This is a genomic window from Streptomyces lusitanus, assembly GCF_042647945.1.
GTDB classification, from domain to species: Bacteria; Actinomycetota; Actinomycetes; order Streptomycetales; family Streptomycetaceae; genus Streptomyces; species Streptomyces pseudogriseolus.
The window spans coordinates 96,433-116,815 of the sequence record NZ_JBHRWL010000004.1; the positions used below are offsets into that span (position 1 = coordinate 96,433).

Consider the following 20,383-nt stretch of genomic DNA (forward strand, 5'->3'; position numbering starts at 1 on the left):
GTACGCCGTGGCGTCTGAGACCATGGACGGCGTGACAGAGATTCGGCGCGGCACGCTTCAGGAGCAGACCTTCTACGAGCAGGTCGGCGGGGAGGACACCTTCCGCCGGCTCGTCCACCGTTTCTACCAAGGTGTGGCCGAGGACCCGCTGCTGCGGCCCATGTACCCGGAGGAGGATCTGGGCCCGGCCGAGGAGCGGCTGACGCTGTTCCTCATGCAGTACTGGGGCGGTCCGACCACCTACAGCCAGAACCGTGGCCATCCGCGGCTGCGGATGCGGCACGTCCCGTTCAAGGTGGACCGGGCGGCGCACGACGCGTGGCTGAAGCACATGCGGGACGCCGTGGACGAACTGGGCCTGTCCGAGGAGCACGAGCAGACCCTCTGGAAGTACCTGACCTACGCGGCGGCCTCCATGGTCAACTCCCCGGACTGACCGGACTGACCGGACTGAGGGGCCCGCACCGGCCCCGACCGGCAGCGACTGGACCCGACCGGCCCTGACCGGCCCCGAGCGGCCCCGAGCGGCCGGGATCACGCGAGCGTCACATTCCGAGCACGCGACTCCGCATTGCGATCACGATCAGGTCAAAAGCGGACTCCGACCGGTGCCTCCCGCGTTGTCCCTCTGACACCATCCCCGAGAGGTCTGGACAACACGGGGGGTCGCGGTGGACGCCGCTGGGGGATCGGCGAGATTCGTGCTGGCCCGCGCGCGGGCGCGCCGTCCGCTGCTCGCCGCCGCGCTGCTCACCGTCCTGCTGACCACGGCCGTCCTGGCCACTCTCACCGCCTACTCCACGACCATCGGCGACGGCGCCCTGCGGCACGCGCTCACCAACCCCCGGGACGCCGCGGCCACCACTCTTCTGGTCAAGGCCGAGTCGCTGCCCGAGGGCGGCCGGGCCGCCGCCGACGCCGCCGTGCGCCGGGGGGCCGAGCGGGCCTACGACGGCCTGCCGGTGACGCTGCGCACCCTGGCCCGGTCCGGCCCGTACGGTCTGCCGGCCTCGCTGCGTCCGGCGGACCGGCGCGCCGAGGGCGACGAGCCCGACCTCACGCACTTCGCGGCGCTCGACCGCACCCAGGTGCGCCTCACCGAGGGCCGGATGCCCGCCGCGCGCCCCTCGGGACCGGAGATCGAGGTCGCCCTCCCCGTGGTCGCCGCCCGTGAACTGGGCCTGCGGCCGGGCGCCCGGCTCACCCTGGACAACCGGACGGAGGGCCCTGCGGCGCGGGTCGTCGTCACCGGCCTGTACCGGCCGGCCGACACGTCCGCGCCCTACTGGCAGCTCGACGAGCTCGACGGCCGCGGCATCGTCACCGTCCACTTCACCACGTACGGCCCGCTGCTCGCCGACCCCGCCGTGCTCACCGAGGGGCGGGTCAGCGCGGGGCCCGTGGGCTGGCTGGCCTCGGCCGACTTCTCCGGGATGACCACCGGCCGGATCGACGCGCTGCGCACCGCGATGAAGGAGGGCCTGACCGCGCTTCCCTCCGCGCGGGCCCTGCACGGCTCGGCGACCGCCGCCGGGGACCTGCCGGCCACGCTGGACCGCGTCGAGCGCTCCCTGTTCGTCTCCCGCACCACGCTGCTCGTCGTGGTTCTCCAGCTCGCCCTGCTCGCCGGGTGCGCCCTGCTGCTGGTGGCCCGGCTGCTGACCGCCGACCGCGCGGCGGAGACCCGGCTGCTGCGGGCCCGCGGCGCCTCCCGCGCCCAGGTGGCGCGGTTCGCCGCCCTGGAGGCGCTGCTGCTGGCCACGCCCGCCGCGCTGTGCGCCCCGCTGCTGGCCGGTCCGCTGACCCGGCTGCTCGCCGGGCGGGGCGCGCTGGCCCGGATCGGGCTGCGCCTGGACGCCTCCGTCACCTCGGTCGCCTCGCAGGGCACGGTGTGGCTGGTGTCGGTGGGCGTGGCGCTGGGCTGCGCGCTGGCCGTCACGCTCCCCGCGCTCGCCACCCCGTACGCCTCCGGCCGTGCCAAGCCGCTGCCCGGCCTGGTGCGGGCGGGCGGGGACCTGGGACTGCTGGTGGTCGCGGGGGTGGCGTACTGGCAGCTGAGCAGCCGGCCGTCGGGGGCCGTCGGCGAGGACCTGGGCGTCGATCCGCTGCTGGTGGCCGCCCCGGCGCTGGCGCTGCTCGCCGGCACGGTGCTCACCCTGCGGCTGCTGCCGCTGCCGGCCCGGCTCGCGGAACGGCGGGCGGCCCGCAGCCGAGGGCTGCCGGGGGCGCTGGCCGGGTGGCAGCTCAGCCGCCGCCCGATGCGCGGAGCCGGGCCGGTCCTGCTGCTGGTGCTGGCCGTGGCGCTGGGCATGCTGGCGGTCGGGCAGGGCTCCTCGTGGGAACGCTCGCAGGACGACCAGGCGGACTTCCGGGCCGGCACCCAGGTGCGCGTCCTGTCCCACGGCACCGACGGCCCGGGACGAGGCGCCGCCTACGCGGCCGTCCCCGGCGTCCGCACGGCCTCCCCCGCCTTCCGCACGAGCGTGTCGCTGTCCGGCGGACGGCAGGCGACGGTGCTGGCGCTGGACACCGAGGAGATGGCCGGCGCCCTGCTGATGCGCCCGGACCTGGCGGACGTCCCGGTGCGCACGGCGCTGTCCGGGCTGGCCCCGAAGGGCGCCACGACGGGCGTCCGGATCCCGGCGGGCACCGCGCGGCTCGCGCTGACCGCGTCCCTGCGCGGCACGGACGCCGCCGCCACCGCCGACGTGACCGCCACCGTGGAGGACGCCCACGGCACCCCGTACCCGCTCGGGTTCGGCGAGCTGCCCCAGGACGGGCGGCCGCACGGTCTCGCCGTCGACCTCGCGGCCGTCGCCGGGGGCCCGGCGGGACCGCTGACGCTGACCGGCTTCCACGTGGACCTGCCGCAGCCGGTGGGGCAGGGCGGGCGGAGCCGGCTCGCCGTCACCGCGCTGACCGCCACGGACACGGCGGGCCGGGACCGCTCCCTGCCGCTGGCGGCCCGCTGGCGGCCGACGCTCGTGGGCTCCGGCCCGGACACCGGCGACGACGACGCCGCACGGCCGCGGATGGCCGCCGGGGCCCCCGCCACCGTCGACTTCACCGCCACGCCCGTTCCGCCGGACATGGCGTGGCTGCCCACGACGCTCACGCTGGACCTGCGCGTGCCGCAGCCGCCGGTGCCCGTGGTCGAAGGCGTGGCGACGGACCGGTACCTGGAGTCCACCGGCGCGCGGGTCGGGCAGCGGCTGAGCGTGCAGCTGGGCGGCGGCAGCGTCCCGGTGCGGATCGTCCGCGCGGTGCGGGGGCTGCCCACCGTGCCGTCGGACGGGGCGGACGACGACGGCGGCGCCCTCCTGCTCGACCTGGCCTCCGTCAACCGCGCGCTCCAGGGCGTCGAGAGCGCGGCCGTGCTGCCCGACGAGTGGTGGCTGACCACCGCGCCGGGCGCGTCCGCGCGGGCCGCGGCGGCCCTGCGGAACTGGCCCGACATCGACCCGTCCCGGGTGGTGGTGCGCGACGAGATCGCGGCCGGGCTGCGCGACGACCCGTTCGGCGCCGGCCCCGGCAACGCCTTCGCCGCCGCGGCCTTCGCCGCGGCCGCCCTGACGGCGGTCGGCTTCGCGGTGAGCGCGGCCGGGTCGCTGCGGGAGCGGTCCGCCGAGTTCGGGGTGCTCCGCGCGCTGGGCGCGTCCCGGCGCCGGCTGGCCCGGGTGGTGCTCGCCGAGCACGGGGTGCTGGTGGGGACGGCGCTCGCGGTGGGCGTGCTGCTCGGCGCGGTGCTGGCCCGGGCGGTGATCCCGCTGGTCATGCTGACCGCCGACGCCACCCGCCCGCTGCCCGGGGTGCTGGTGGTGCTGCCGCCGCTGCGGGTGGCGGCGCTGCTGGCCGCGGTGGCCGCCGTCCCGCTCGTGATCACGGCCGTCCTGGCCCTGCGCAGGGTCGACGCGGTGTCCTCGCTGCGCGACCGGGGAGGTGAGTGACGTGACCGTACGCCCCTCCGGGCGGCCGCGGACGGCCGCCTCGCGGGTGACCGTGCCCTGGGTGCGCACCCGGCTGCGGACCGCGCCGGGCGCCGCGGCGGCGCTCGCGCTGCTGGTCGCGGTGACCGCGTTCCTCGCCGCCGCGCTGCCGCCCGCGCTGGACCGGTACGACGAGCAGGGCATGCGCCGGGCGCTGGAGACCGCCGGGCCCGCCCGCACCACCGTCCAGTTCCAGACGTCGGACGCCGACGTGTACCTCAGCGACGGACCGTGGGAGGAGCAGCTGACCCGCGAGGCGGTGGAGGGCCCGTACGCGAAGCTGCTCGCGCTGCCGGGCCGCGCGCTGCCGCTGGACCGGGAGCAGTCGTCGGCCGGGGTGCGCACCACCCGGACTCTCAAGGCCCCCGACCCGTACCTGTCCCAGCCGGACGGGCTGGCCCCGGTGTTCCACCTGGTCGCCCAGGGCGGGGTCGCCGGCCACTCCCGGCTCGCGGAGGGCCGGCTGCCGAAGGCCCCGGACGGTCCCGGCCCGGATGTCTCCGCCCTGGAGGCCGCCGTCACCGCCGAGACGGCCAAGGCGCTGCACATCCGGGTGGGCTCGGTCGTCCACTTCCCCCGCGCGGAGGGCGACCCGCTCGCCGTGCGCGTCACCGGCCTGGTCGTCCCCCGCGAGCCGGACGGGCCGTACTGGTCCGCGCTCCCCGGCCTGAGCAGGCCGAACCTCATGGTCACCCAGGGCCCGGTGCCCAGCCAGTACTGGGCCGGCGCCCTGCTGCTGGCGCCGGACGCGGGCCCGGCGCTGCTGAGCGTCCCGGGGGCGCCCGCCCGGTACTGGACGCTGGCCCCCGACCTCTCCGTCCTTCACGGCCGTGACCTGGAGCGGCTGACGTCGGCCGTCGCCTCCCTGGAGGGCGGGCCGCTGCTGGAGCGGGCGACCACGGCCGTCTCGCCGCACCTGGACGTGACCACCGAACTCGACGCCGTGCTCGGCGAGTACGACGGACTGTGGTCGGCCGTCGGCCCCCTCGTCGCCGTCGCCGCCTTCGGCACCGGAACGGTCGCGGCCCTGGTGCTGTGCATGGCGGGCGGCCTCGCCGCCGAGCGGCGCCGCGCCGAACTCACCCTGCTGCGCGCCCGCGGCGCCTCGCTGCGCGGACTGGCGGGACGGCTGCTGGCGGAGACGGCGGTGGTCGCCGTGCCGGCCGCCGCCCTCGGCCTGCTGGCGGCCCGGCTCGCCGTCGGCACCGGACGGCCGGCGCAGTCCGCCGCCGCGGCGGGCGCCGTCGCCCTGATCGCCCTGGCCGCCCTGCCGCTGCGCGCGGTGGCCGTCCACCGCGCGGTGGGGGTGCACACCGGCCGCGAGGACGTCGTACGGGCCCGCCCGTCCAAGCGCCGCCTGGTCACCGAGGTGACGCTGCTGGTCGTGGCGGCGGGCGCGGTGCTGACGCTGCGCACGCGCGGCACCTCCGCCGAGGGCGACCCCACCGGGGACGAACTGGTGTCCCTGGCGCCCGTGCTGGTGGCCGTGATCGCCGCGCTGCTGCTGGTGCGCCTGTACCCGCTGCCGCTGCGCGGGCTGGCCCGCCCGGCGCGGCGGATGCGGGGCGTGGTCGGCCCGCTGTCGCTGGCCCGGGCGGGACGCGCGGGCGGTTCCACGGTGCTGCCGCTGCTCGCGCTGCTGACCGCGCTGACCACCGCCGCGTTCGGCGGCTCGGTCCTCGCCGGGGTGGCCGACGCCCGGGAACGCGCGTCGGTGTTCGCCGTCGGCGCCGACGCCCGCGCCGACAACCTCGACCCACGGCGCACGGACGCCGAGGAACGGGTCCGGCGCGCCCCCGGCGTCGAGGACGTCACCCCCGTGAAGGTGTCCTACTCGGCGCTCGCCGGGAGCATGCGGGTGTCGCTGGCCGGGGTCGAACCGGACCCGTACGCAAAGCTGAGCGGCCGCATGGACGAGGGCGCCTTCGACGCGGACACGCTGAAGGCCTCCGGGAAGGACGCGGTGCCCGCGCTGGGCTCCCCCGCCCTGGCCGAACGGCTCGGCGAGGACCCGTTCCCGGTGATCATGGAGGACGGCGACTCGTTCACCGCGCGGATCGTGGCGGTGCGCACCTGGACGCCGGCGCTCGGCGCGGACGACTTCCTGGTGGTGGACGGCTCCGCCCTGCGCGCCGGCCTGAAACCGCCCACCGGGCTGCTGGTCACCGGCGACCACCCGGACGCGGCGGCGCTGAAGAAGGCCGCGGGCGGTGACGCGCAGGTCCGGCTCAGGTCGGCCGTGATCGACGCCACCGTCGAGTCCCCGCTGCAAACCGGCGCCGAGCGCGTCTACGCCGCCGCCGTCGCCGCGGGCGCCGCCTACGCCACGCTCTCCCTGCTGCTGACCCTGCTGCGCGCCGCACCGGAACGGACCGCGCTGCTGGCCCGCCTGCGCACCATGGGCCTCACCCGCGCCCAGGGCAGGCGGCTGCTGATCCTGGAGTCGCTGCCGCAGGCGCTGCTCGCCGCGGTCGGCGGCGTCCTCACCGCCTGGGCGGCCATCCGGCTGCTGTCACCCGGCATCGACCTGACGACCGTCGCCGTCTCCACCGGGGCGCCGGCCGCGGGACGCGCGCTGCTGCGCGCCGACCAGCTCTCCCTGCTGGTGCCGGCGCTGGCGGTGGTCGCCCTGACCGTCGGCGTCGCGGCGGCCCAGGCCTGGTGGACGGGGCGCAGCGGCGCGGTGCGCGAACTGCGGGCGGGGGACGCGCGATGAACGCGTCAGTGCTGCCCCCGCCGTCACCGACCGCGCCTGTGCCCGTGACCGTAACCGCTTCTGTGACGCGTCGACCTCTCCCCGCAGGAGGCTCCCGATGACCTCGGACCCGACCCTGGCCGACCTGACCGAGCGGGTCGCGGCCCGCAAGGACCGGCCCGCGTACGGCCATGACGCGCTCGTCACCTGCGACCGTCTGGTCCGCGTGTTCACCGCGGACGGCGTGGAGGTGCAGGCGCTCCAGGGGCTCGACCTGCTGGTGCGGGAGGGCGAGCTGATGGCGCTGGTGGGCGCGTCCGGCAGCGGCAAGTCGACGTTGATGAACATCCTGGCCGGGCTGGACACGCCCACGGCCGGCGCGGCCCGGGTGGCGGGCCGCGACCTGCTGACGATGTCCGCGCGGGACCGTCTCGCCTACCGCCGTGAGGTCGTCGGCTTCGTCTGGCAGCAGACCTCCCGCAATCTGCTGCCGTATCTGACGTCGGCGCAGAACGTGGCGCTCCCGATGCAGCTGACCGGCCGCCGCGGCGGACGCTCCCGGTCCGCGCGCCGGGCCCGCGCCGAACGCGCGCTGGAACTGCTGGAGCTGCTGGAGGTGGCGGACTGCCGGGACCGGCGCCCGCACGAGATGTCCGGCGGCCAGCAGCAGCGGGTCGCCATCGCCGTGGCCCTCGCGGGCGACCCGGCGCTGCTGCTCGCGGACGAACCGACCGGTGAGCTGGACTCGCACACCGGGGAGCAGATCTTCGCCGCGTTCCGCACGGCCAACGAGCGGCTCGGCACGACCGTCGTGATCGTCACGCACGACCAGACGGTGGCGAGCGAGGTCAGGCGCACGGTCGCCATCCGCGACGGCCGCACGTCGACGGAGGTGCTGCGCCGCAGCGAGGTGGACGCGGCCACCGGCGATGAGAAGGTCGTCGCCCGCGAGTACGCGATGCTGGACCGCGCGGGCCGCCTCCAGCTCCCCGCCGAGTACACCGACGCCCTGGGCATGCGCGACCGCGTGGCCCTGGAACTGGAACCCGACCACATCGCGGTCCGCCCGGACGACAGCGGGCACGAGTAGGCAGACGCACGGCGTCGGGGCGCACGGAGCCCGGACGTACGGCGTCCGGAGCCTCAGCGGACGGTGAGTCCGAGGGCGCCCGTGCCCGCCCGCCGTACCGCGACCGACCCGTAGGGCGTCCGCAGCCGCAGCCACGACCCGGACGAGACCAGGGCCTGGTCGTCGCCCCGCAGGAAGCCGAGCGACTGGGCGGCGTGCACGGCGCGCACCGGCAGCCCGGTGTCGGCGACCGTGCGGGACCATATCTCCCGCCCGATCCGGTCGAGTTCGGCCCGTGTGCGCCGCTCGGGCGCCAACTGCTCGGTGCGGGAGCGGAATTCGGCGACCGAGGCGGAGACGAGCCGGCGCAGCCGCTCGGGCTCCGGCAGACCGGGCTCCGGGTGCCAGCCGCCGCGCGGCGGGAGCACCCCGGCCCACGGCGGCCCGGTGACCGCCGCCGGCACGGCCGCGGTGGCGGCGGTCTCGTCCACCGACTCCAGCAGCTCACCGGCGGACACGGTCACGTCGAGCGTGACGTCGAGCCCGTTCTCGTACGGCTTCGCCAGCCGCACGGCGCGGATCGCCAGCACCTCGAACGAGGGGGGACGGCCGAACACCGCGAGCGCCGTGCCGGCCGCCTGGAGGCGGACGGCGGCGCCGCGGTCGTAGTGCAGCAGCCGGGACAGGAAGGCCGCGAGATCCGCGGCCTCCCCCTCGTCGGCGAGGTGGAGCACCGTCATGCGGCGACGGCCTCCTCCTTGTCACCGGCGGTGGCGTCGTCCGTGTACTCCTGGAGGAACTCACGCTCCTCCGCCGTGAGCCGCCGGGGACGCTGCGCCTCGAAGTCGAACGGCACGATGACCGTCGACGCGCGGACGTAGACCAGGTCGTCGTCCTTCACCTCGTAGGTGAGGGTGAAGGACGCCGCCCTGATCTCCGTGACCCACAGCTCGATGTCGACCGGGTGGTGCCGGTGCACGAGCTGCCGCTTGTAGTCGATCTCGTGGCGCGCCACCACGGACCCCTGCTTGAAGTCCTTCTCCGGGCGGAACAGGAAGTCGATACGGGCCTCCTCCAGGTAGCGGAGGAACACCACGTTGTTGACGTGGCCGTACGCGTCCATGTCCGCCCAGCGCAGCGGGCAGCGGTAGATGTGCCGCAAGAGATCAGCCTCGGGTCAGCTTCTTGTAGGTGGCGCGGTGCGGACGCGCGGCGTCCGGGCCCAGCCGCTCGATCTTGTTCTTCTCGTACGACTCGAAGTTGCCCTCGAACCAGAACCACTTGGAGTCGCCCTCGTAGGCCAGGATGTGCGTGGCCACGCGGTCGAGGAACCACCGGTCGTGGGAGACGACCACGGCGCAGCCGGGGAACTCCAGCAGCGCGTTCTCCAGGGAGGACAGCGTCTCGACGTCGAGGTCGTTGGTCGGCTCGTCGAGGAGCAGCAGGTTGCCGCCCTGCTTGAGGGTGAGCGCGAGGTTGAGGCGGTTGCGCTCACCGCCGGAGAGCACACCGGCCGGCTTCTGCTGGTCCGGGCCCTTGAACCCGAACGCGGAGACGTACGCCCGCGACGGCATCTCGACCTGGCCGACGTTGATGTAGTCGAGCTCGTCGGAGACGACCGCCCACAGCGTCTTCTTCGGGTCGATGTTCTCGCGGCTCTGGTCGACGTAGGAGATCTTGACGGTGTCGCCGACCTTGATGGATCCGGAGTCGGGCTCCTCGATGCCCTGGATCATCTTGAACAGCGTGGTCTTGCCGGCGCCGTTCGGGCCGATGATGCCGACGATGCCGTTGCGCGGGAGGGTGAAGCTGAGGTCGTCGATGAGGAGCTTCTCGCCGAAGCCCTTGGTGAGGTTGTTGACCTCCACGACGACGTTGCCCAGGCGCGGGCCCGGCGGGATCTGGATCTCCTCGAAGTCCAGCTTCCGCATCTTGTCGGCCTCGGCGGCCATCTCCTCGTAGCGGGCGAGACGCGCCTTGGACTTGGCCTGCCGTCCCTTGGCGTTGGACCGCACCCACTCCAGCTCGTCCTTGAGCCGCTTCTGCCGCTTGGCGTCCTTCTGGCCCTCGACCTTGAGGCGGGCGGCCTTGGTCTCGAGGTACTTGGAGTAGTTGCCCTCGTAGCCGTGCAGGCGGCCGCGGTCGACCTCGCAGATCCAGCCGGCGACGTTGTCCAGGAAGTACCGGTCGTGGGTGACGGCCACGACGGTGCCCTCGTACTTGGCGAGGTGCTGCTCCAGCCAGTTCACCGACTCGGCGTCGAGGTGGTTGGTGGGCTCGTCGAGCAGCAGCAGGTCGGGCGCCTCGAGGAGCAGCTTGCACAGCGCCACGCGGCGCTTCTCGCCACCGGAGAGGTTGGCGACCGGCCAGTCGCCGGGCGGGCAGCCCAGCGCGTCCATGGCCTGCTCCAGCTGGGCGTCGAGGTCCCATGCGTTGGCGTGGTCCAGCTCCTCCTGGAGCTTGCCCATCTCCTCGAGCAGCGCGTCGGAGTAGTCGGTGGCCATCTGCTCGGCGATCTCGTTGAACCGGTCGAGCTTGCCCTTGACCTCGGCGACACCCTCCTGGACGTTCTCCAGGACGGTCTTGTCCTCGTTCAGCGGGGGCTCCTGGAGCAGGATGCCCACGGTGTAACCGGGACTGAGGAAGGCGTCACCGTTGGACGGCTGCTCCAGCCCCGCCATGATCTTCAGAACCGTCGACTTACCGGCGCCGTTCGGCCCGACGACACCGATCTTCGCCCCGGGCAGGAAGCTCAGGGTGACGTCGTCGAGGATCACCTTGTCGCCGTGCGCTTTGCGCGCCTTGCGCATGGTGTAGATGTACTCAGCCAAGAGAAACCGTCCGGCAGCTTGAAATCAGGCGTGGGCAGATACACCCCATCTTGCCGCACCGCCACCCCTCGGAGGAAACGCGTTAGGCCAGGATGCCCTGACCTGGGGTTTCGCGGACAGCGGCTCCAGCTCGGCTGTCACGGTCCGTCTTCGTTGTCAGTGCGTGGCGCTACGGTGCGTCCGCCATCGAGGGCGACGTTCGGGGGAGGACTGTTGTGGGAGCCAAGACGGGGCTGCTGGTGTACGCCGACGGAGACGTGCCGGGGGCGCTGCGACGCGTGGGGGCTGCGGACCTTGACCGGACCGTCGCGATGCTGCGGCGGCTCCACCCAGGCCGGCAGATCGAGGAGGGCGAGGGCTCGACGCTCTGGGACGGCGTGTACCCCCCGGAGGGGATGACGTACGCGGCCAGCTGGCCCGGCGTGGACGTCATCGGTGATCAGGGAGTGATGATCGATGCCCCCTCCCAGCTTCCCGAACACCTCGTTGCGGCAAGCGCCGGCCGACGGCTCGTCCTGCACGCCATGCACAGCGTCGTCGACTGGCTGGCATTCGCCGTGTGGGAGGACGGGCGTCTTGTCCGTTCCCTGAGCCTGTCTCCGGACAGCGGCATCATCGAGAACATCGGCGAACCGCTCCCCTTCGAGCTTCCCTACTGGGCCGGAGACCGCCCGGCCGACGTCATCCCCTGGCCGGACGAGGACGAAGAGACGTACCCGCTGCCGTTCCACCCTCTGGAACTGGGCGAAGACGCACTGCGAGCGCTGTGCGGCTTCGTCCAGGAGGGCCGCCCCGAGCCGGACGACGTCGACGCGGACTCCATCCGCCTGCACGGCTTCCACGTCCGGGACTCGCACGGCCCTGACCCCGCGGAGCGGGAAGCACAGCTGCGAAGGGCGGTGGACGCCATGGAACCGCCACACGTGTACACGATCGGGCCCGACGGCTCGCTGATCGAGCGAGAGGGCCTTTAGCTCACGAGCCCACAAGGGAGCGTCCCGCCATGGCAGAGCCGACAAATCCAGGTGTGCCGAATGCGGAGACAGTTCACACTGCTGCGTCATGGAGATCATCAAGGGCGAGCTTCGACGTCTTCGGTCCGGTCCCGGATCTGATGACAGTCGGCTCAGACCGTTTCTCGTGCGGGTCCGGTTCACCGCCGAGAATCCGGCACGGGTCATCGCGGATGCCCGCGCCGTGCTGACGTCAGTGGTCGAGCGGACGGATGACTGGCCCGCCTTCGAGCGGTGGCCGCAACTGCTGCCGGCGTGGTTCGTGCAGCGGTGTGCCCCGGAGCGCGCGGAGTCGGGGACCGGCGAGTCTTTCGACTCCGAGGCATGGCTCCGGAAGTGGCGGGCGATGTCCCCCGAGCAGAAGGCGGACTTCAGTCAAGGACCTTGGACGCTCTCAGGTTGGCTCTACTACTTCGATCCAACGGAGGAGGGCATGGGCGACGACCGCAGTTGGTGGTGGTGGGACGCGGGGGCGGATGAGCCGGGCAGCGGCTGGGTCGAGGTGGCCACCACCGGTTGGCCGTTCGGCAGCGGTTCGCTGTCCTGGCTGATCAAGGCCAGCGGCGGCAGGGATCTCGCGTATGGGGAGTGAGCGTCGGGGAGCCTGATGGTGATGATCGCTGTGCAACTGCACCCGCGCGACTCTTGCGAGTGCATCGCACCTGGTCAGGCCGTGTACGACGGCTGTAGCCGCAATGCGGTCCGTCTGTCACGGTAGGCCGCATGGACGGGACGCGGCACGCACACCACGACCATGACCGGCCGGCGCGGACGGAGCCGATGAGGCGGCTGAAGCGGCTGAGGCATCGGCTCGTCCATCTCCTCACGCCGCACCGTCACGAGGCCGGTGACAAGGTGGACGCGGTCATGGAGGCCTCCCGGGAGGGCATGCGCACGCTGTGGATCTCGCTGGTCGTCCTCGGGGTCACCGCCGTCGTCCAGGCCGTGATCGTCGCCCTGTCCGGGTCGGTGGCCCTGCTCGGTGACACCGTGCACAACGCGGCCGACGCGCTGACCGCCGTCCCGCTGGGCATCGCGTTCCTCCTCGGCCGCCGGGCGGCCAACCGTCGCTACACCTACGGCTACGGCCGGGCCGAGGACCTGGCGGGCGTCCTCATCGTCGTCACCATCGCCGCCTCCGCCGTCCTGGCCGCCTGGACGGCCGTCGACCGCCTCCTGCATCCCCGCGAGGTCACCCACCTGTGGGCCGTGTCCGGCGCCGCGCTGGCCGGCTTCGTCGGCAACGAGTGGGTGGCCCGGTACCGCATCCGCACCGGCCGCCGTATCGGCTCCGCCGCCCTGGTCGCCGACGGCCTGCACGCCCGCACCGACGGCTTCACCTCCCTGGCCGTCCTGCTGGGCGCGGGCGGCACCGCCCTCGGATGGCATGCCGCCGATCCCGTCGTCGGGCTGCTCATCACCCTGGCCATCCTGATGGTCCTCAAGGACGCCGCCCGCGAGGTGTACCGGCGCCTGATGGACTCCGTCGACCCGGAACTCGTCGCCACGGCCCACGCCACGCTGCGCGGCGTCGACGGCGTCCGCAGCACCGGGCAGGTGCGGATGCGGTGGATAGGGCACGTCCTGCGCGCCGAGGCCGACATCGTCGTCGACGCGCGGCTGACCGTCGTCGAGGCGCACCGCATCGCCGTCGCCGCCGAACACGCCCTCCTCCACGCGGTCCCCCGTCTGTCCGCCGCCACCGTCCACACGGACCACACCGCCGTCGAAGGCGACCCCCACGCCGCCCTCCACCACCACGCCCCGGAGTCGGTACGGGCCTCGCCGTCCCCGGTCTCCGCCTCGCCGTCGCCCCAGTAGGGTGCCGCACCATGACCGCGGCCACTGAGCGTCAGCGTCCCCTGCGTCCTCTCCTCTTTCTCGACGTCGACGGCCCCCTGATCCCGTTCGGATCGCCGTACCCCCCTCCCCCGGCGGCCTCCGACGACGACGGCAACCCGCTGCTCGCCCGGCTCGACCCCGGGATCGGCGCCCGTCTGCTGGACCTGGGCTGTTCGCTCGTGTGGGCCACCACCTGGGGGGAGGAGGCGAACGAGGTCGTCGCGCCGCGCGTCGGGCTGCCGCGGCTTCCTGTGCTGGGGCTGCCGGGGGAAAGCGAGGAGGGCCGTGGGCCGCGAGGTCTGCACTGGAAGACGCGGCCCCTCGTCGCGTGGGCCGACGGCCGGCCGTTCGTCTGGGTCGACGACGAGATCGGCGCCGTGGACCGTCAGTGGGTCGACGCCGCCCACCCCGGGCCGGCGCTGCTCCACCGCGTCGACCCGGCCAGGGGGCTCCAGGACTCCGACTTCCGCACCCTCACGGAGTGGCTAGGCGCCCTCGGTCGCCCCTCATAGGGACGTGAGCCCTTCTCCGTCCGTCAGCCGTTGTCGCCGGAGGCGTCCTGCCGCCTGCGGGTGAAGACCAGGCCCGCGCCGCCGAGGACGACCAGCGCGATCGCCGTACCGGTGATCCACGGAGTGGCGCTCGAGGCGCCGGTCTCGGCGAGGTTGGTGTCCGTGACCGGGGCGGACAGCGGGGTCGGGGACGGGCCCGTGAGGGTCTGCGTCGTCGTGCCCGTCTCGGCGGCCCGCGTCCGGCAGTCCAGCATCCCGGTGAACCGCTGCTGGAAGCCGTCCGGCCCCTCGACGGTGAAGTCGTACGGCTGGTCCTCGTTCAGCGGGACCGTCACCGTGTGGGAGCTGCCCGCCTCCACCGTGTACTCGGCCCCCGCCAGCTCGAAGGCGAACGCGGCGTCGCCCTCGTTGGCGACCGTGACGTCCACCGCGCCCGAGGCGCAGTTCTCGCGGGCCGAGACCGCCGGTATCGCGCCGGTCCCCGCCCAGCCGACGACGGCCGTCGCGGAGACGGTCGACTCGCTGGACCCGGCCAGGATCTGGGTCTGGCTCCGGCTCTCGGAGACGAAGGCACGACCGACCGGCACGCTCGTCGCCGCCTGCACGGTCAGCTGGGCGGTGCCCGCCTCCGCGTCCTGAGGGACCTCGACGTACAGCTTGCTGCCGTTGCCGGCGGTGGTGACGGGCCGGCCCTTGGCGTCCACGATCCGTACGCCGGAGGTGGCCGCGTCGGCGGGCGGAGACACCGTCACGCTCCGCGCGTCGGTGCGGACGGTGACCGGGCCCAGCCGCTCGCCCGGGCGGCCGGCGACGACCGGAGGGTCCAGGGTGAGCGACGCCTCGGGCTCCGCCGTGTCGCGCGCCTTCTTCCCGAGGTAGTCGGCGAGCTGCTCGGCCTGCGGGTCGAGCGCCTCGACGTCCACACCGTCGGAGTGACGCCATATCGCCACCTGCGTGCCGGCCGCCGCGTCCTGCTCGGTGAGCTGGCCCTGGACGTCCGCCTTCTCGGCGAGCTCCGCCAGGTCGTTCACCTGCGGGTAGGAGTGCTCGAGGATCCAGAGGATGCGCCCGGCGTCCTTGTTCGTGCCGAGCGAGGTGCCGCTCCAGGAGGTCTCGTGGTACTTGGCGTCCTGCTGGGTGGGGGTGTGGATGTCGACGCAGTACGTCTGGAGCATGCCGCCGCCCTCGACGGACATCTCGAACAGCCCCGCCGACACCTGCGTGTCACCCGCGGGCCCGTGGATGACGGCCGCGCCGTAGGTCTTGAGCCCGTCGATCGTCGCGGCTGCTCCGTGCTGCTGCGGCATCGTCCCGGGGTCGTCCGCGGAGGCCGTTCCGGCACCGGCGAGCACGGTGGTGGCGACGAGCCCCGTCACCAGCGTCCCCGCCGCGAGGCGGGCCGACCCACGTCCGCGCAGGCGCCGCGCGGAAAACGAAACAGACACCGAATTCCCTTCCGAGCAGGACCCGTTACGTGGGGGGCCGGTCCCACCAGCAGAATTTTCAGGCCCCGAGCACCCCGGAGCCATGCCCGGCATCCTAAGGAGCCGTCGGACAGCGCTTGCCGGTGATCGCGTCGCAGCGGTGATCCGAATCGGAATCGTTATCGCCGTGACACCGCTGAACAGGGCTTATCGACAAATCCACGCGGGATTGTTCGGCACGCATCCGCCGATAAGCCTCGGTTCGGACAGCCATCGGGGCGAGGACCGCCGCCCCTGATGTCACGTCACCATGGCTGCCTCGGGCAGCAGTTGGCTCGCGTCGCCGCCGGGAGCGCCGGTCGCGCCGTTGCCCGCCCCGTCCGCCGGCGGTGACGGTGCCCGGTCCGTCTCCCAGGCGGGTTCCGCGCGGACCAGCGCGGTCTCCGCACGATCCGGCGCCGATTCCGCGCGGTCCGGCGCGGGGCTCGTCTCCGGGCGCGGCGTGCGGCGGAAGGCGGTCGTGCCGCGGGCGAGGTCGTGCCCGACGGACACCGCGTCGATGTCCGCCGACATCCACTCGGGCTGCCCGTCCCGCGTCTCCGTCCGCACCTTCAACCGCCCCTGCACGATCACCGGTTCGCCCACCGACAGGGACGCCGCGGCGTTGGTGGCGAGCTGCCGGTTGGCCCACACCGTGAAGAAGTTGGTGTGGCCGTCGGCCCAGCTGTTCCTCTCCCGGTCCCAGTAGCGCGCGGTGACCGCGATCCGGAACCTCGCCGAGGGTCCGGAGACCGTCTCCCGGTACACGGGCCGCGTCGCCACGTTGCCCACCACGCACACCATCGTCTCGTTCATCGCGTTTCCCTCCCTGGCCCGGACCCCGCCGGCTGTCGCGCCGGCGCCGGGCGGATACGCGTACGGGCCCGTCCCGTACGGCTGCCGTCTGGCGCGGTGACCGCGGACCGCCTCGCGCTCCGTGGTCACCGCGCAGTCAGACTGCCTCCGCCGGGCCGGACCCCGCCGAGCCCTGTGGACCGCCCCCACTCTGTGGAAAACCCCGCCACCCGAACGAGTGACCTGCCGCTTCCTCCCCCCTCCCCCGGCCCCCGGTCCCCGGTCCCCGGTCCCCCACCACAACCGCGCAGCGCGCCTCAGCGCCCTCCGCCCCCCGTTCCCACCCCCACCACACGCCCGTACTGCTCCCGCACCTCCCGGTACCGCAGCAGCTCCGCCGCCACCGGATCCAGCACGCGGGCGCGCCCGCACCCCGCCGCCGCCTCCCGCAGCCGTCTCTCCGCGTCCAGCCCGTACCTGCGGGCGGGCCCGCGCGCGGCCATCCGGCAGCTCCACTCGACGAGCGGCCCGCCCACGATGCCGATGACCATCAGCAGCACCGGCACGCCCAGGTTCGGCGCCATGACGCCGACGATCTGCCCGAGCAGCCACAGCCCGCCCACGAACTGAAGGATCGTCATGAGCGCCTGGGCGAGCACGGCCACCGGCCACCACCCCGGCCGCGGCGGCCGCCCCGGCGGCAGTCCGGCCCGTACGGCGAGTTCGTCGAGCGCTTCCGGCAGCCCCTGCGACCCGCGCACCGCCGCCTCCCGCACCGCCTGCGCCCAGGGCGCGGGCAGCCCGGCGGAGGCCCGGTCGGCGACCGTGCGGACCGCCTGCTCCACGCGCTGCCGCGCGGTGACCTCCTCATCGGGCCGGCCGCCGAGCGTCACCCTGCCGGTGGTCGGCTCGCGCCGCGCCTGACACCAGCGCCACAGCCGCAGCCAGGGCGTTCCGCAGGCGCGGTTGGCGTTGCGCAGCCAGGCGCGTTCGGCCGCCTCGCCCGCCGCGGTGGCCCCGACGGCGTCCGCGAGCCGGTCGGAGAACTCCTCGCGCGCCTCCTCGCTCAGCCCGGTGCGCCGGCGCGTCGCGTACGCGGGCCACAGACGGGCGGCGGCGATGTCGACGTCGGCGGAGATCCGGCGGGCGGGCGCGCCGCGCTCGGCCACGAACCGGGCGAGCGCCTCGCGCAGGTCGCCCACCCCGTCCCCGGTGAGCGCCGACAGGGCGAGCACGGTCGTACCGGGTTCGCCGTACTCCCCCAGCACGATGCCGTCCTCGTCGAGGAGCCGCCGCAGGTCGTCGAGGACCTGTTCGGCGGCGTCGCCGGGCAGCCGGTCGATCTGGTTGAGGACGACGAACATGACCTCCGCGTGGGCCGCCATGGGCCGCAGGTAGCGCTCGTGCAGCATGGCGTCGGCGTACTTCTCCGGGTCGACGACCCAGATCACCGCGTCGACCAGCCCCAGCACCCGGTCCACCTGCTCGCGGTGCTCCACCGCCGCCGAGTCGTGGTCGGGCAGGTCGACGAGGACGAGCCCGCGCAGCCGTTCGTCGGCGTCCGTCATGGCCTGGAGGGGGCGGCGGCGCAGCCGGGGCGGGATGCCGAGGCGTTCGATGAGGCTCGCCGCGCCGTCGCTCCAGCTGCACGCGATGGGCGCGGCGGTGGTGGGACGCCGGACGCCCGTCTCGGAGATCGGCACCCCGGCCAGCGTGTTGAACAGCTGCGACTTGCCGCTGCCGGTCGCGCCCGCGATGGCGACGACGGTGTGCTGCCCGGAGAGCCGGCGCCGCGCGGAGGCCTCGTCGAGCACGCGTCCGGCCTGGGAGAGGGTGCGGTTGTCCAGCCGGGCGCGGGAGAGCCCGACCAGCTCGCGCAGCGCGTCCAGACGTGAGGCGAGCCGCGGGTCGTACGACAGGGGGACCACCTTCTGCGGGGTGGAGGCGCGGGGTTCCGCCACGGCGGGCTGCTCCTCCCTCGGCGCGCTCCCTGCGGCGCCGCCCGCGGTGCCGTTCACCCGGCGCGCGATCAGCCCGTCGTCCCAGGCGCCGGGGGTGTCCGGGCGGTCGGGGCGCTCGGAAGCGTCGCTGTGCTCGGGGTGCTCGGGGTGCTCGGTGTGGTCCTGGTCAGTGACGGCGGTCACCGGTCACCTCTCCTTCTGCAGTACGGACAACGCGGCGATGAGTTCCGGCTGGGGTTCCGCGTGCACCTCGAGCGTGTCGATCGGGGCGAGCCGGCGTTCGCGTTCGGCGTGCATGATGCGGTCGACGTGGGCGACGAGGAGCCGTCCGCCGCGGTCGCGCAGGCGCAGCGCGCCGTGGGCGCCGATCCGCTCGGCGAGGGTCTCCCCGGCGGTCCGGGCGCGGCGGCCGCCGAGCAGGACCGTGGCGACGAGGGCGGTGACCGTCTCGGGATCGGGGGCGACGGAGCGCTCCAGCTCGCGCACCTCCTCCTCGGCGAGTTCCTCCAGCTCGCGCCGCCAGCGCCGTACGGCGAGGCCGATGCGGTGCTCGACGCTCTCCGGGGCGCTGTCGCGGGCGGCCAGCTCGGGCGCGTCGGCCGCGGGCTCGCGCCGCCAGGTCTCGTCGACGCGTTCGTCGGCGGCGGCGACGGCGCACAGCAGGAGCGCGCTGAGGCTCTCCACGAGCGTGTCGAGCAGCTCGCCCGGGGTGCAGTCGAGGGGGAAGGCGCGCCACCGCTTGAGCGCGTCGCCGGCGAGCACGGCCCCGGCCTGGAGCCGCCCCCGCACCCGGGAGTGCTCGCTGTCGTACGCGGTCTCCACGGCGGAGGTGAGGCGCAGGGCGGCGGCGTACTGGGCGGCGGCGGCGCCGGCCAGCTCGGGCAGCCGGGAGTTGAGCGAGTCGAGGATCCCGTACGCGGTGCGGGCCATGACGTGCTGGCGGGCGGCGGGGTCGAGCGTCTGGTGGACGAGCCAAGTGCGCAGGGCGGCCACGGCGGTGGCGGGCAGCAGTCCGCCGCCGAAGGCGGACTCGGGCAGCTCGGGCACGGTGAAGCGGGGTACGTCGCCGAGTCCGGCCTTGGTGAGGAGGGCGCCGTACTGCCGTGACACCTCGGAGACCACCTGGTGCGGTACCCGGTCCAGCACCGTGACCAGGCTGACGTCGTACTCCTTGGCGGTGCGCAGCATGTGCCAGGGGACGGCGTCGGCGTAGCGGGCGGCGGTGGTGACCATGATCCAGATGTCGGCGGCGTTGATCAGCTCGGCGGCGAGGACCCGGTTGTCGCAGACCAGGGAGTCGATGTCGGGCGCGTCGAGGAGGGCGAGGCCGGGCGGCAGGGTGTCGGCGGTCTCGACGCGCAGGACGCGGGCGGGGTCCTCGCCGGGCAGCAGCAGGTCGTCGGCCGGGTCCTGGTGGTGGGGCACCCAGACGCGGGTGAGGTCGGGCAGCACCCGCATCCCGCTGAACCAGTGGTGGTCCTCCGGATGGCAGACGAGCACCGGCGTCCGTGTCGTCGGCCGCAGCACCCCCGCCTCGCTGACGCGCCGGCCCACGAGCGAGTTCACCAGCGTGGACTTCCCGGCTCCGGTGGATCCCCCGACGACGGCCAGCAGGGGCGCCCCGGGGTCTCTCAGCCGCGGCACCAGGTAGTCGTCCAGCTGGGCGAGCAGTTCGTCGCGGTTGGCACGCGCGCGGGCGGCCCCGGCGAGGGGCAGCGGGAAGCGTGCGGCGGCGACACGGTCGCGCAGGGCGGAGAGTGCGTCGAGCAGCTGAGGCCGTACGTCCAAGGTCACCACATGCGAAGAATGCCCAATTTCAGGGTAATTCTGAAGCATATGAGCATGTCTGCGCGCCGACAGGACACAAGCGGATGGAAGGGGCGTCTGAGACGCGGACACAGCTGAGGCATAACGAGTGCACAACACCCGATGCGCCAGAGGCCAAAAGCAGTGCACGATTCGCACCTGCCTGCGATTATCAGGACCGCTTCACCGAACCTCCACATCGAGCCACGGAGGCGAGGCGACAGGGACACGGATGCGGGAGCCCTATCCTTGTCCCCGGCAGCGTCAAGGACAGGCCCGCCGAGGCCACCACGACGACAGGCCACCACACCGGCCCCCGTAGCTCAGTGGATAGAGCAGGCGCCTTCTAAGCGCTTGGCCGCAGGTTCGAGTCCTGCCGGGGGCGCAAGTCGCCGTCAGCAAGAACGCCC

At 74.1% G+C, this 20,383-nt stretch carries 15 protein-coding genes and 1 tRNA gene; 9 read left to right on the top strand and 7 right to left on the bottom strand.

Translation table 11 applies throughout. The features are described from left to right. Positions 1-22: 22 nt before the first annotated feature. From ACFOSY_RS07045 to ACFOSY_RS07060, 4 genes are all read left to right on the top strand, one after another. Positions 23-436, top strand: coding sequence for a globin (locus ACFOSY_RS07045; RefSeq protein WP_394306231.1), 414 nt, complete (start codon positions 23-25; stop codon positions 434-436). 265 nt (positions 437-701) lie between these two features. Then, the gene (locus ACFOSY_RS07050; RefSeq protein WP_394305863.1) at positions 702-3,947 is read left to right on the top strand and encodes an FtsX-like permease family protein; all 3,246 of its coding nucleotides are present in this window, start codon (positions 702-704) and stop codon (positions 3,945-3,947) included. Between the two features lies 1 nt (position 3,948). Then, positions 3,949-6,702, top strand: coding sequence for an FtsX-like permease family protein (locus tag ACFOSY_RS07055; RefSeq protein ID WP_394305864.1), 2,754 nt, complete (start codon positions 3,949-3,951; stop codon positions 6,700-6,702). A gap of 97 nt (positions 6,703-6,799) precedes the next feature. Further along, positions 6,800-7,771 (top strand): ABC transporter ATP-binding protein, encoded by a 972-nt coding sequence (locus ACFOSY_RS07060; protein ID WP_394305865.1) that lies wholly within the window; start codon positions 6,800-6,802, stop codon positions 7,769-7,771. A 53-nt stretch (positions 7,772-7,824) separates the two neighbouring features. Here the strand turns inward: ACFOSY_RS07060 and ACFOSY_RS07065 are convergent, their stop codons facing one another. Genes ACFOSY_RS07065 through ettA form a run of 3 tightly spaced genes read right to left on the bottom strand, consistent with a single transcriptional unit; the run spans position 7,825 to position 10,581 of the window. Continuing rightward, positions 7,825-8,490, bottom strand: coding sequence for a hypothetical protein (locus ACFOSY_RS07065; protein ID WP_394305866.1), 666 nt, complete (start codon positions 8,488-8,490; stop codon positions 7,825-7,827). Continuing rightward, a complete protein-coding gene (locus ACFOSY_RS07070; RefSeq protein ID WP_006134697.1) occupies positions 8,487-8,912 on the bottom strand; it encodes an acyl-CoA thioesterase in 426 nt (141 codons plus the stop codon). The genes ACFOSY_RS07065 and ACFOSY_RS07070 overlap by 4 nt, the downstream gene beginning before the upstream one ends. Positions 8,913-8,916: 4 nt before the next feature. After that, a complete protein-coding gene (ettA, locus tag ACFOSY_RS07075) occupies positions 8,917-10,581 on the bottom strand; it encodes an energy-dependent translational throttle protein EttA (RefSeq protein ID WP_394305867.1) in 1,665 nt (554 codons plus the stop codon). A 215-nt stretch (positions 10,582-10,796) separates the two neighbouring features. On the opposite strand from ettA, the gene ACFOSY_RS07080 reads away from it, so the two are divergent. From ACFOSY_RS07080 to ACFOSY_RS07095, 4 genes are all read left to right on the top strand, one after another. Then, a complete protein-coding gene (locus ACFOSY_RS07080) occupies positions 10,797-11,555 on the top strand; it encodes a DUF6928 family protein (RefSeq protein ID WP_394305868.1) in 759 nt (252 codons plus the stop codon). An 88-nt stretch (positions 11,556-11,643) separates the two neighbouring features. After that, positions 11,644-12,186, top strand: coding sequence for a hypothetical protein (locus ACFOSY_RS07085; protein ID WP_394305869.1), 543 nt, complete (start codon positions 11,644-11,646; stop codon positions 12,184-12,186). A 131-nt stretch (positions 12,187-12,317) separates the two neighbouring features. Then, complete coding sequence (locus ACFOSY_RS07090) at positions 12,318-13,415, top strand: cation diffusion facilitator family transporter (RefSeq protein ID WP_394305870.1); 1,098 nt, start codon at positions 12,318-12,320, stop codon at positions 13,413-13,415. A gap of 11 nt (positions 13,416-13,426) precedes the next feature. Continuing rightward, positions 13,427-13,948: an HAD domain-containing protein gene (locus tag ACFOSY_RS07095; protein WP_394305871.1), complete on the top strand. Its 522-nt coding sequence runs from the start codon at positions 13,427-13,429 to the stop codon at positions 13,946-13,948. Between the two features lie 23 nt (positions 13,949-13,971). On the opposite strand, the gene ACFOSY_RS07100 is transcribed toward ACFOSY_RS07095, so the two are convergent. The 4 genes from ACFOSY_RS07100 to ACFOSY_RS07115 all read right to left on the bottom strand — a co-directional run bounded on the left by ACFOSY_RS07100 (position 13,972) and on the right by ACFOSY_RS07115 (position 19,964). After that, positions 13,972-15,393 carry a Cys-Gln thioester bond-forming surface protein gene (locus ACFOSY_RS07100; RefSeq protein WP_394305872.1) on the bottom strand — a complete coding sequence of 474 codons (1,422 nt, stop codon included), beginning with the start codon at positions 15,391-15,393 and terminating at the stop codon, positions 13,972-13,974. A gap of 279 nt (positions 15,394-15,672) precedes the next feature. Next, entirely contained in the window at positions 15,673-16,227 is a 555-nt protein-coding gene (locus ACFOSY_RS07105; protein ID WP_394305873.1) for a single-stranded DNA-binding protein, read from the bottom strand. 296 nt (positions 16,228-16,523) lie between these two features. After that, entirely contained in the window at positions 16,524-18,350 is a 1,827-nt protein-coding gene (locus ACFOSY_RS07110; protein WP_394305874.1) for a GTP-binding protein, read from the bottom strand. Between the two features lie 3 nt (positions 18,351-18,353). Beyond that, a complete protein-coding gene (locus ACFOSY_RS07115) occupies positions 18,354-19,964 on the bottom strand; it encodes a dynamin family protein (protein WP_394305875.1) in 1,611 nt (536 codons plus the stop codon). Positions 19,965-20,285: 321 nt separating this feature from the next. Between ACFOSY_RS07115 and ACFOSY_RS07120 the strand changes: the two genes are divergently transcribed. Then, positions 20,286-20,358, top strand: a tRNA-Arg gene (locus tag ACFOSY_RS07120). The last annotated feature ends 25 nt before the right edge of the window (positions 20,359-20,383 follow it).